Origin of the sequence: Pantoea sp. JZ29, assembly GCF_035190385.1 — a bacterium.
Taxonomy (GTDB): domain Bacteria; phylum Pseudomonadota; class Gammaproteobacteria; order Enterobacterales; family Enterobacteriaceae; genus Pantoea; species Pantoea stewartii.
The window spans coordinates 2,223,652-2,236,711 of record NZ_CP045241.1 but is presented as its reverse complement, the minus strand read 5'-3'; the positions used below and the strand labels follow the sequence as shown (position 1 = coordinate 2,236,711).

The 13,060-nt window shown below is 57.2% G+C and carries 7 protein-coding genes; 4 read left to right on the top strand and 3 right to left on the bottom strand.

All coding sequences use genetic code 11. The features are described 5' to 3' along the window. Positions 1 to 24 precede the first annotated feature (24 nt). The gene (gene malE / locus GC090_RS10370) at positions 25 to 1,209 is read right to left on the bottom strand and encodes a maltose/maltodextrin ABC transporter substrate-binding protein MalE (protein ID WP_172912504.1); all 1,185 of its coding nucleotides are present in this window, start codon (positions 1,207 to 1,209) and stop codon (positions 25 to 27) included. A gap of 365 nt (positions 1,210 to 1,574) precedes the next feature. Here malE and malK point away from each other — a divergent pair, with 365 nt between their 5' ends. From malK to malM, 3 genes are all read left to right on the top strand, one after another. Further along, positions 1,575 to 2,708: a maltose/maltodextrin ABC transporter ATP-binding protein MalK gene (gene malK, locus GC090_RS10365; protein WP_205950178.1), complete on the top strand. Its 1,134-nt coding sequence runs from the start codon at positions 1,575 to 1,577 to the stop codon at positions 2,706 to 2,708. Positions 2,709 to 2,724: 16 nt separating this feature from the next. After that, positions 2,725 to 4,026: a maltoporin gene (locus GC090_RS10360; protein WP_324019674.1), complete on the top strand. Its 1,302-nt coding sequence runs from the start codon at positions 2,725 to 2,727 to the stop codon at positions 4,024 to 4,026. Between the two features lie 96 nt (positions 4,027 to 4,122). After that, on the top strand, positions 4,123 to 5,043 hold the full coding sequence (malM, locus tag GC090_RS10355; protein ID WP_039340339.1) for a maltose operon protein MalM: 921 nt from the start codon (positions 4,123 to 4,125) through the stop codon (positions 5,041 to 5,043). A gap of 560 nt (positions 5,044 to 5,603) precedes the next feature. Here the strand turns inward: malM and malQ are convergent. Together malQ and malP are read right to left on the bottom strand one after the other, a co-directional pair. Beyond that, entirely contained in the window at positions 5,604 to 7,658 is a 2,055-nt protein-coding gene (malQ, locus tag GC090_RS10350) for a 4-alpha-glucanotransferase (protein ID WP_324019673.1), read from the bottom strand. Between the two features lie 5 nt (positions 7,659 to 7,663). Continuing rightward, positions 7,664 to 10,066: a maltodextrin phosphorylase gene (gene malP, locus GC090_RS10345; RefSeq protein ID WP_324019672.1), complete on the bottom strand. Its 2,403-nt coding sequence runs from the start codon at positions 10,064 to 10,066 to the stop codon at positions 7,664 to 7,666. Positions 10,067 to 10,345: 279 nt separating this feature from the next. On the opposite strand from malP, the gene malT reads away from it, so the two are divergent. Further along, a complete protein-coding gene (malT, locus tag GC090_RS10340) occupies positions 10,346 to 13,048 on the top strand; it encodes an HTH-type transcriptional regulator MalT (protein WP_324019670.1) in 2,703 nt (900 codons plus the stop codon). Positions 13,049 to 13,060 lie beyond the last annotated feature (12 nt).

Sequence of the window (13,060 nt, the reverse complement as noted above, 5' to 3'; positions counted from 1 at the left end):
TTTTACCGGCCCGCTTTATAAGGTTTATTTATTCAGACGTGACTGCGCATCCTTTAGCGCGGCATCGACGGTTTGCCGACCGCTGAGGGCGTTAAGCGTGGCGGTGCGCATGGCGTACCAGAAGGCCGCCATCTGCGGAATATTGGGCATAATCTCGCCGTTTTGCGCATTGTTCATGGTGGCGGCGATACGGGTGTCTTTTTCCAGTTTTTGCTGGAAAGACTTCAGCGCCACCGCGCCCAGGGGTTTGTCTTTGTTGACGGTTTCCAGACCCGCATCCGTCAGCAGGTAGTTTTCCAGAAATTCTTTTGCCAGCTCTTTATTAGGGCTGGCCGCATTGATGCCGGCGCTCAGCACGCCAACGAAAGGTTTAGACGGTTTACCGTTTAACGTTGGCAATGCCGCAACGCCGTAGTGAATACCGCTTTTATCAATATTGCTCCAGGCCCAGGGGCCGTTAATCGTCATGGCCGTCTGGCCTTTATTAAAGGCGGCTTCAGCAATGGAATAGTCGGTATCCGCATTCAGGACCTTTGCCTTGACCTGATCGACCAGAAACTGCAAACCGGCTTTCGCCCCGGCACTGTCGACGCCCGTGTTGTTGACATCGTAATGGCCCGCGTTTCCTTGATAGGCATAAGCGCCACCGGCGGCCAGCAGAGGCCAGGTGAAATAGGGTTCCTGCAGATTAAACATGATGGCGCTTTTGCCTTTTGCGCGCAGTTGCTTATCCAGCGCGGCCATCTCTTCCCATGTTTTCGGCGGCGTTGGCAACAGATCTTTGTTATAAATCAGCGACAGTGATTCCACCGAGACCGGATAGCCGATCAATTTGCCATTGTAGCGAACCGCATCCCAGGTGAAGGGGAAGATCGTTTGCTGAAAGGTCGCGTCCGGCGTGACTTCGGCTAATAAACCCGACTGGGCATAGCCGCCAAAGCGATCGTGCGCCCAGAAAATAATATCCGGGCCATCACCCGTTGCGGCAACCTGGGGGAATTTTTCTTCCATCTTATCCGGATGTTCGACGGTGACGTGGATACCGGTTTCCTGCTCAAACTTTTTCCCCACCTCGGCCAGGCCGTTATAGCCTTTGTCACCGTTGATCCAGATGACCAGTTTGCCTTCTTCAATTTTTGCCATGGCTGAGGCCGAGAACAGCACAGCCGCAAGGGCTGACAGAGCCAAAATCTTTGCGCCGGTTTTCATCTTTAACACTCCATCCTGTTAGCGGAAACACATCTGTTGCCTGCGCCACATTGTGGGTGTTCTGTCGGGCTTCTCATCCTCCTGCGGTCTACGCCTGCGCCAGCCGGGCCGTGATCGCCGTAGCAAAATAAGCGCGTTATCACGGTACAGCTCACACAATGGCCCCCACCAGACTGCGTTATCCATCACAAAAAACGGCGCGATGGCACGCAGTCCGTCAAGGTCGCCATGTTCTCCTCCTCCCGGCTCCTCCCCCAGCAAAAGCGCGTTTGCGGAGGATGTGACGGGGTAAGGCTCTGCGCATAGTAAACGCCAGAATTTTCCGCTGCCGTGCAGGCCGCATTCGTGAGTGAGAGGAAAGCACTATGGCAAGCGTCGTATTACGCAATGTCACCAAAGCCTGGGGCGACACGGTGGTGTCGAAGAACATTAACCTGGAGATGGCTGAAGGGGAGTTCGTGGTCTTTGTCGGGCCGTCGGGGTGCGGCAAATCCACACTGTTACGCATGATCGCCGGGCTGGAAACCATCACCAGTGGAGAATTGTTGATCGGCGATCGGCGAATGAATGATGTCCCACCCGCTGAACGCGGGATCGGGATGGTGTTTCAGTCCTATGCGCTTTATCCCCATCTCTCTGTCGCTGAAAACATGTCTTTCGGCCTGAAGCTTGCGGGCGTGAAGAAAGCAGACATTGAACAGCGCGTGACGCAGGTCGCCGAAGTGCTGCAACTGGTACATCTGCTTGACCGCCGCCCCAAAGCGCTCTCCGGCGGGCAACGTCAACGTGTGGCCATTGGCCGCACTCTGGTGGCAGAGCCGCGCGTCTTTTTGCTGGATGAACCGCTCTCTAATCTGGATGCCGCGCTGCGGGTGCAGATGCGCATCGAGATCGCCCGTCTGCATAAGCGCCTCGGACGCACGATGATTTATGTCACCCACGATCAAATCGAAGCGATGACGCTGGCCGATAAGATCGTCGTGCTGGACGCCGGACGCGTCGCACAGGTTGGCCGACCGCTGGAGCTGTATCACTATCCGGCCAACCGCTTTGTCGCAGGGTTTATCGGCTCGCCCAAAATGAACTTTCTGCCCGTCAAGGTCACGGCGACCGCCATTGAGCAGGTGCAGGTGCGCCTGCCCAATAACCAATTTGTATGGCTGCCGGTCGACAGCACCGGTGTGCAGGTCGGCAGCAACATGTCTCTGGGCATCCGTCCCGAACACCTTCTCTCCAGCGAGATCGCCGACGTTACGCTGGAAGGTGAAGTCCAGGTTGTCGAGCAACTGGGACATGAAACGCAGATCCACATCCAAATCCCCGCCATCCGTCAAAACCTGGTGTACCGCCAGGAGGACGTGGTGTTGGTAAAAGAGGGCACCACGATGGGTATTGGCTTGCCGCCCGAGCGTTGTCACCTGTTCCGCGAGGACGGAAGCGCGTGCCGCAGGCTGCATCAGGAACCCGGTGTTGAGCCCGCCAAATACAAAAAGCAATAACCTCAGGAGATCGAAAATGTTAACTCTGCGCAAGCTTTCCCTCGCCGTGGCCGTGGCGACAGGCACGCTGTCTGCGCCGCTTATGGCGGTGGATTTTTCCGGTTATGCGCGCTCCGGCATCGGCTGGACCGGTAGCGGCGGCGAGCAGCAATGCTTTCAGGCAACCGGTGCACAAAGTAAATACCGCCTCGGCAACGAATGCGAAACCTACGCGGAACTGAAGCTGGGTCAGGAAGTGTGGAAAGAGGGCGATAAGAGCTTCTATTTTGACACCAACGTGGCGTACTCGGTTTCTCAGCAAAATGACTGGGAATCCACCTCACCGGCGTTTCGTGAGGCCAATGTCAAAGGCAAGAACCTGATTGATGCGCTGCCGGGTTCTACGATCTGGGCCGGTAAGCGTTTTTATCAACGCCACGATGTACACATGATCGACTTCTACTACTGGGATATTTCGGGACCGGGGGCGGGCCTGGAAGATGTCGATCTGGGATTTGGAAAGCTTTCTTTTGCGGCAACCCGTTCCTCAGAAGCGGGCGGTTCGTATACATTCTCCAGCGATCGAATCCGCAATTACGCCACCAGCACAGCTGACGATGTCTTTGACGTGCGGCTGGCCGGACTGGAAACCAACCCCAATGGCGTGCTTGAGCTGGGCGTGGACTATGGTCGTGCCAATGCCCGTGACGGTTATCGCCTGGACGAGGGCGCCTCAAAAGATGGCTGGCTGTTCACCGCAGAACATACCCAGAGCATGCTGAAGGGCTACAACAAGTTTGTGCTCCAGTACGCCACGGACGCGCTGACGTCACAGGGCAAAGGGTTAGCGCAGGGCAGCAATATCAATAACAACGGCCGGCTGTACCGGATCCTGGATCACGGCGCAATCTCGCTGGCAGAGCGCTGGGACATGATGTACGTCGCGATGTACCAGAACACCGACCTCGATAACAACCGGGGCAACGAGTGGTACACCGTGGGCGTGCGGCCAATGTACAAATGGACACCGATCATGAGCACCCTGCTGGAAGTCGGCTATGACAACGTGAAGTCTCAGGAGGTCGGCGAGCGCAATGGCCAGTACAAAATCACGCTTGCCCAGCATTGGCAGGCAGGTGACAGCATCTGGTCGCGCCCGGCGCTGCGTCTGTTTGCGACCTATGCCAAATGGGACGAGAAGTGGGGCTACAGCAAAGATGCGGCGGGCGATCTCACTACGCTGGCCGCACGTGACAGCAGTGGCAACGGCCTGTTCACCAACAGTCGTGGCAACAATGACGAGTGGACCTTTGGCGCCCAGATGGAAATCTGGTGGTAAGGCGATCCCCGGTTAACGTTCTCTAACCGCATTCTTTTTTTCTGGTAGCGGCTGCTATTGCCTGGCGGTGCCGCTGCCGGTTCTGCGAGGTTCACAATGAAAATGCATAAAGTCGGATTAGCGCTGAGCCTGAGCGCAATGCTGCTGGCAGGGCACAGCGCTACTGTCCGCGCCGAAATCAATCTGATGCCGCAGGATGTCTCTGCCGCACCACACTTTTCACAAACGAGTCTGCAAAGCCTGACCTGGCAGCCGCTGGATACTTCACGCGCTCAGGTGACAGTGCTTGATGGCAGCCATTCACGATGGAATGTCCCGGGGATGACGGGCCCGGTCGCGGCTTACAGCCTGCCTGCGACGCTGGGAGAGCTGACCATTACCCTGAGCAGCGAGGTGCAGAACAACCAGGTATTTGCCCCCAATGTGCTTGTCCTGGATGAACATCTCCGTCCGGCCGCCTGGTTTCCGAGCCGCTGGTTTACCTATCAGCAACCCGGCGTAATGGCCGCTGACCGGCTTGAAGGCGTAATGAAACTGACGCCCGTGCCGGGGCAGCAGAAAATCTATCTGTTAGTGTTCACCACAGAAAAGGATCTGACACAAACCACTACGCTGTTGGATCCGGCAAAAGCCTATGCCAGGGGAACCGGCCACGCGGTGCCGGATATTCCCGATCCCGTTGCCCGCCATAGCCTCTCGGGCAGGCTAAAAATCAACGTCAGCACCAGTTCCGCCTCCTCGATACTGGTCGGGCCGCTGTTTGGCGCTTCCCGTTCAACGCCCGTGACGGTCGGACAAACACAACCTGCCGTGCAGGCCGCGCAACCCACTGCTGCGCCTGACACAAAATCGCAGCCCCTTGTCACCGATACCGAAAGCTATTTTAACCAGAGCATCAGGCAGGCAGTGGCCCAGGGCAATATTGATAAAGCGCTTAAACTGCTCGACGAAGCAGAGCGGCTCGGTTCACCTTCCGCACGAAAAACATTTATCAGCAGTGTTAAAGGCAAGGAGTAATCACTCCACAGTGCTGATTTGCTCCACCTGGTGCGCTGAGGCGCACCTTTTTTTGTCAGTCAGAGAAGTAAATACGAATGTCGGCCGGAAAATTGAACGACTATTCGAAATGATGACATGTTAAGCCATGCTGAAATACTCTCGATGGGTTGTCTTTTTCTGAGGCGGGCCTGCAACTTTCACAATAACTTTGAAGACCTTGAGGATTATTTATCGTTTCACGCGCGGGTGTGGTTCCAAAGTGATTAGGCGTCTGAAAGTAAATATGCTGCCGTCCGTGTGTCACAGAGCATTTCGGGCAACTTTTATATTCAACGTTGTTTTTGACTTTGGGAAGCCCCCTGTTTAAAGCAAGACCGCAACACTCACAGCAACCGATCATCGCACCCTCTCAATATATTAATAAATCTGATTAATATCTTTGCCAGTGTGCAAGTTTCGGTCCAAAGGTAAATTGAACCCGGCCACAGAAATGACATATGAAGCGTAGCCAACACCCAAATTCATTTAACAGTCCATATCGGCATTGTATTTTGGTTGATATGGACCGCATTATTTTCTTATCCGCGCTTCTGCGTCATGGTCGCCAGCAGCCCGTTAATCCGCGCATCGGCAAACATCGCCTCCAGCGGCAGGCTGAGCTTACGTCGCCAGTTCGGATAGGTCTCCACCGTGCCGGGTACATTGACCGGAGAAGCCATATCCAGCCAGTCTTCGGGCTGCAAGCCCAGCAGGGCGCTGTTGCAGTCAGCCAGATAGTAATGAAGCGCGGTATTCAACACCAGACTCATGCGCGGGCTGTTGGCCTGCACCAGTGCGCCGTTCTTCAGATAACCCTGGCGCTGCAGGCTCTGCAACAGCGCCGCGCGGGCTGTCCTGCGCTGGCGATGGAGCCCGGCCAGCACCGCGTTGTCAGGATAGAGTCCCAACTGGCTGCCGAGCGTCAGATCGTCGTGTTGCCACCAGCCGCGCAGCGTTGGCATATCATGGGTGGTGGCTACCGCCATGGCCTGCGCAGGCCATGCGGCAGGCGGACGAAAGGCGCGTTCAGCGGTTCGTTCAAAGTAGAGCACTTTGTAGGAGTAAACGCCGGCATCACGCAGTTTCGCCACGATGGTATCCGGTACTGTACCCAGATCTTCTCCGATCACCATGCAGCGGTGACGCTGGCTTTCCAGCGCCAGAATGGCCAGCAAATCGTCGACAGGATAGGTCACATAGGCACCTTCCGCTGCCGTTTCACCCGCCGGAATCCACCACAGACGCAGTAACGCCATCACATGGTCAATACGCAGTGCGCCACAGTCACGCATATTCGCACGCAGCAGGGTTATCCAGGGTTCGTATGCCCGGTCATACAATTCCCCGGGATGCAGCGGCGGTAATCCCCAGTTCTGGCCCAGCGGTCCCAGAATATCCGGCGGCGCGCCCACGCTGGCCGCCAGGCAATACAAGGCGCGCTGGCTCCAGGTTTCAGCCCCATTAGCGGCCACGCCGACGGCGAGATCCCGATAAAGCCCCAGCGTCATCTGTAGCCGCTGGCTGTCCTGCCAGCAGGCCGCAAACTGTCGGGCGGCAAGCCATTGTAACCACTGATAAAAACGGATCTCATCGCCGTGTTCGATGCGAAAGGCGTGCACGGCGGCGCTGTCCGGCTGTTGATACGCAGCGGGCCAGGTATCCCAGCCGTGACAGGTTGGATCCTGACCCACAAACCAGGCCTGTAAGGCATCGAAAATGCCCTGATGCAGCAGGCTTTCACCACCCTGAAGGACAAACGCCTCGAATGCGACAACCTCACTGTCCTCGTTATCACGCTGCAAAAACTGCGCCCATGCAAACCGCAGTGCGGTGAGCTTGAGCGACGCGACAGCGGGATAATCCACCCATTGTGCCGCGCGGGCGCGCTGGAGAACGTCCTGCGTTTCTGCCGCGAGCCACCAGGCCTGTGCGGCGGCGCTCAGCGTAAAATCAGCCACATCGGGCACGCTGATATACAACACATTCAGCCAGCGCCGGGAAGAGGGACTGTAAGGACTGGCCTGATCGGGCAGCGCGGGGAACAGCGCATGTAACGGATTCAGACCGATAAAGGCGCCGCCTCGCTGACCGGTCTCGTTCACCAGTTGCCGCAGATCGGCAAAATCGCCCATGCCCCAGTTGCCCGCTGAGCGCAACGAATAGAGCTGCACACAGGTTCCCCAGCGCCTGCGCCCCTTAAGCAACGCCTCCGGCGCATAGCAACGTGACGGCGTCACAATTATCTGGCAGATAACCCGTTGCATGCCTTGCGTCAGGCGCAATTGATGGTAGCCATCAGGCAGTTCCGGTAAGCACAACGGTTTATCCGGCTCACATTGCCCCGACCAGTGCTGCCCGTATTCGCTTGTTAACTGCCAGCGCGTGGGACCGGTCAGCACAGGCGTTAACACTATCGGTTTACCCTGCGCGATAACCCATACGGGGGGCAATGGTGTGGATGGGGCCGACTCGCGCGCCATCGCCGTCAGCAAACGCTGACGCGTGAGGGCAGAAACCGTCTGCACCGTTCCATGCGCATCCACATATTCCGTTGCAATGCGGCCCGTCTCCTGAGGGGGGTGAAAAGGCGTCATTGTAATTATCCTTTACGCTGCCAGATGCGCTGCTGGTAATGGCGAATCGCACGGTCCGCACTGAACATTCCGCAGCGGGCGGTATTCAGGATGGCTGCGCGCGTCCACGCCTGCTTATCGGCCCATAAGGCTTCGGCACGTTGCTGAGCATTCAGATAGTGACGGAAGTCAGCCAGCACCCGCCAGGGATCGCCGTTCTCAGGACCGAGACTGTTTAACAGCAGGTCAAACGCGTGCGTATCGCCCGCGCTAAAGGTGCTGTTTTCCAGCGCCTGTAAGGCCTGGTCGAGTTGGACGTCGTTGGTGCGCCACTGAACAGGATCGTAATGCCCGGCCTTCAGCGCCTGCACCTGCTCCACGGTGTGGCCAAAGATAAAGATATTGTCTTCACCGACCTGTTCGGCAATTTCGACGTTGGCACCATCGAGCGTACCTATCGTAAGCGCGCCGTTCAGGGCCAGCTTCATATTGCCGGTGCCGGACGCTTCTTTGCCCGCCGTTGATATCTGCTCTGACAGGTCCGCGGCAGGGATCAGCCGTTCAGCAACAGAAACGTTATAGTCCGGAATAAACACCACTTTCAGGCGATCGGCCACGCGCGGGTCGTGATTTATGACCTCAGCAACCTGATTAATGGCGTAAATGATGTTTTTGGCCAGCGCATAACCGGGTGCCGCTTTGGCCCCGAAGATCACCACGCGCGGACACAGGTTCGCCTGTGGATCGCGACACAGCATCTGCCAGAGGGCAATGATATGCAGCAGCGTCAGATGCTGCCGTTTGTATTCATGCAGTCGCTTGATTTGCACATCGAACATCGCCGCGGGATTAACGACAATGTCGGTCCGCTCAGCAATCCACGCGGCCAAATCCTGCTTGTTTTGCTGCTTGATCTGCTGATAGTCGGCACAAAAACCGGCGTCATCCACCCAGTTTTCCAGAGAGGCGAGCGCGTCCAGATCGTTGATCCACGGCCGCTTCAGCGTGTGGCTTATCAGGCGGGCAAGGCGGGGATTGCACTGGTTGATCCAGCGGCGTGGCGTAATGCCGTTAGTGACGTTATGAAACTTATCAGGCCATAGTGCGACGTATTCCGGGAACAGTTCTTCTTTGACGAGTCGGGAGTGCAGCGCGGCGACGCCATTTACGGCAAAGCAACTCATTACACACAGGTTAGCCATGCGGAGTTGCTTATGATGTACGATCGCCAGTCGGGCCCAGACCGCGTCATCGCCCGGCCAGCGTGCATCCACTTCTGCCTTTAGCTGGGCATTGAGGCGGTGGATGATCAACATATGGCGCGGCAGCAGGGCGCGGACGATGCCGGTATCCCAGCACTCCAGCGCTTCAGGCAACAAAGTATGGTTGGTATAGGCAAATGTGCGCTGGGTGAGGGTCCAGGCGCTGTCCCAGCTGAATTGGTGCTCATCGATCAGCAGCCGCATCATTTCGGGGATCGCCAGCGTGGGATGCGTGTCGTTTAGCTGAATCACTTCGTAATCGGCCAGGCTGTCGAGCGAACGGCCCGCCTGCAGGTGGCGGCGAAGGATATCAGCCAGCGAACAGGCGCACTGAAAATACTGCTGCATCAGGCGGAGTTTTTTGCCGGCCTGATGATGGTCGTTAGGGTAAAGGACTTTCGTCAGCTTCGCCGCATCCATGCCCCGTTTTTCAGCCCGCATAAACGCCCCGTTGTTGAAGGTTTGCAGGTCAAATGGCTGCGCATGCGTGGCCTGCCACAGCCGCAACGGCTGCGTCACGCCATTTTCAAAGCCCACCACCGGCAGATCCCAGGCTTCGCCCTTGAGGTAAAACGCGGGCTGCCAGCGGATTGTGCCGTTTTCGTTGCTGACTCTGCCGCCTAAGCCCACCTGGACATCCCGCCGGGCATTGTACGTAAACCAGGGATAACGCTCGCGCTGCCAGTCGTCGGGTTGTTCATCCTGCGCGCCGTCGACAAAACGCTGACGAAACAGACCGTACTGGTAATTCAGGCCATAGCCGGTAGCGGGCTGACCGACAGTGGCCATCGCGTCCAGAAAGCAGGCTGCCAGACGCCCTAAGCCGCCATTACCCAGCGCCGGATCGCGCTCGTTTTCCAGTACGTCACTGAGTGACACATCCCATTGCGATAAGGCGGCAGCGACAGCGTTATACCAGCCCAGGTTGAGGAGGTTATTGCCGGTCAGTCGTCCGGTCAGAAACTCCATCGACAGATAATTGACATGGCGTTGATCGCCGGAAGCGGGCCGGGCAGGGAGCGCGCGCAGCATTTCAGCCAGCGCACCACTCAGTGCGTGCCACCACTGATGCGGCGTCATCTCGTGTGCCTCTTGCAGGCCAAACTGTTGCCACTGGCGCGCCAGCGCAGCGTTAAAAAGCGATTGATCAAAGGGATGCTGTGTCATAGCCGAAAATCCTGTTTTAAGGAGAAAAGGGAATAACCCATAGTGTGCTTTTGCGTTTCGGCGCGCGCCTCCTCCCGGCAGAATTTCGCGCAGGCGGAGCCGCAGGGTGGAGAGCCTGAGGGAAGTCCGAAAGTTTTACTTAAGTGTGATTAGATTCGCTTTTGTGAAGATTCACTTAAGCGTCTGCTTGCTTTATCAGGAGGGATAGCTGAACGTGTGAAGAATAATTACGAAGCGTAAAAAAATGATGCGCCGAAGCAAATGGAGAAGCGTGCGTCTATGTTAATTCCCTCAAAACTCAGCCGTCCTGTCCGGCATGAAACCACGGTGAAACGCGAGCGACTGATACGAAAATTATCCGCCGCCGGTAACTATCGCCTGGTGCTGGTGACCAGCCCCGCTGGCTACGGTAAAACCACCTTGATCTCCCACTGGGCAGCCGATAAAGCCGAGCTGGGCTGGTATTCCCTGGATGAAAGCGACAACCAGACGGAGCGCTTTGCGGATTATCTGGTAGCGGCCCTGCAGCAGTCCACGCAGGGATGCTGCCGCCGTAGTGAAGTGCTGGCGCAGAAGCGGCAGTACGTCAACCTTAACGCACTTTTTACCCAACTCATTAACGATTTGCAGGAATGGCATAAGCCGCTGTGGCTGATCATTGATGATTACCATCACATCACCAATCCGGCGATTCATGATGCCATGCGCTTCTTTCTACGCCATCAACCTGAAAACGTCACGCTGGTCGTGCTCTCGCGTAATCTGCCGCAGTTAGGCATTGCCAATCTGCGCGTGCGCGAACAGCTGCTGGAACTCAGCAGCCAGCAACTGGCCTTTACCCATCAGGAAGCGCAGGCGTTTTTTGCTGCCCGGCTGCCCGCACCGCTGGCGTCCGACGAAACCGGGCGCCTGTGCGATGACGTCGCAGGCTGGGCAACGGCTCTGCAGCTGATCGCCCTGTCGGCCCGGCAGGGCGCAGGCGCGGCGCAGCATTCGGCCCGACGTCTGTCGGGTATTAATGCCAGTCACTTAAACGACTATCTGGTCGAGGAAGTGCTGGATAACGTGACGTTGCCCACCCGCCATTTCCTGTTAAAAAGCGCGCTGCTACGTTCGCTCAATGCGGCGCTGATCGCCGAAGTCACCGGTGAGGAGAACGGCCAACGCTGGCTGGAGGAGATTGAGCGCCAGGGGCTGTTTCTGCAACGCATGGATGATTCCGGTCAGTGGTTCAGCTATCACCCGTTATTTGGCAGCTTCCTGCAACAGCGCTGCCAGTGGGAGCTGGCTGCAGAGCTTCCCGCCCTGCATCGTGCGGCGGCAACCAGCTGGATGGCGCAGGGCTTTCCGGGTGAAGCCATTCATCATGCGCGCGCCTCAGGCGATGCTGAGATGCTGCGGGACGTGCTCATTGAGCACGCCTGGTCTCTGTTTAACCAGAGCGAGCTGCCGTTACTGGAATCGTCGTTGAAAGCACTGCCCTGGAGTATGCTGCTGGCGCATCCCAACCTGGTGTTATTGCAGGCCTGGCTGATGCAGAGCCAGCACCGCTTCACAGAGGTGAACAGCCTGTTGGCCCGGTTTGAGCAGGAGAGCCGTTGCGAAATCGATGCGGTCCTGCGCGGCGAGTTTAACGCGCTACTGGCGCAGGTGGCGATCAATGACGGTAATGCGGATGAGGCCGAGCGTCTGGCGATGCTGGCGCTGGACGCGCTGCCTGAAAGCCGCCACTACAGCCGGATTGTCGCGACCTCGGTGCACGGCGAAATTCTGCATTGTAAAGGCGAACTCAGTAACTCGCTGGCGCTGATGCGCCAGACGGAGCATATGGCTCGCCGGGAAGATGCCTGGCACTATGTGCTGTGGAGCCTGATTCAGCAAAGCGAGATTCTGTTTGCCCAGGGCTTTCTGCAAACCGCGTATGAAACCCAGGAGCGGGCCTTCGCGCTGGTAAAGGCACAGCATTTGTCTCACTTCCCGTTGCATGAGTTTCTGCTGCGCATCCGCGCCCAACTGTTATGGGCCTGGGGACGGCTGGATGAGGCGGAGCAGGCCGCGCGCGACGGCATGAAAGTATTACAGGGTTTTCAGCCGCAGCAGCAGATCCAGTGCCTGGGCTTACTGGTGCAGAGCGCCATCGCCCGTGGCAACCTTGATAACGCGCGCACCTTATTAAATCGCCTGGAGAACCTGCTGAACAACGGCCGCTGGCATCATGACTGGCTGGCCAATGCAGATAAAGTGCGGGTGCTGTACTGGCAGATGACCGGCGACTTGCAAAGCGCGCGTGACTGGCTGCGTCAGACGCCAAAACCGGCCAGTGCCAGTAACCATTTTTTACAGGGACAGTGGCGTAACGTGGCGCGGGCGCAGATTCTGCTGGGGCAGTACACTGAGGCCGAGGTGATTCTGGACGAGCTGAATGACAACGCCCGGGCGTTGCAGCTAATGAGCGATCTCAACCGCAATTTGCTGTTGCTGAATCAGATCTACTGGGAAACGGATCAGCGCGCAAAGGCCCAGCAGGCTTTACTCAGTGCGCTCAATCTGGCACGCAGCACCGGCTTTATCTGCCATTTCGTTGTGCAGGGTGAAACTATGGCGCAGCAGCTCCGTCAGCTGTTACAGCTGAATACACTTGATGAGCTGGATCACCATCGGGCGCGGCGCATCCTGAACGAGATCAACAAATATCACCGCCACAAGTTTGCGCATTTTGATGAAGGCTTTGTCAGCCGGTTGCTGAACCATCCGGACGTACCGGAGCTGATCCGCACCAGCCCACTGACGCAACGTGAATGGCAGGTGCTGGGATTAATCTATTCCGGCTACAGCAACGAGCAGATCGCGGCCGAGCTGGATGTGGCCGCCACCACCATCAAAACCCATATCCGCAACCTGTATCAAAAACTGGGCATCACCCATCGGGCGGAAGCGATGACGCAGGCGCAGTCGATGCTGAAAATGATGGGGTACGTGTAAGAAAAGCAACAG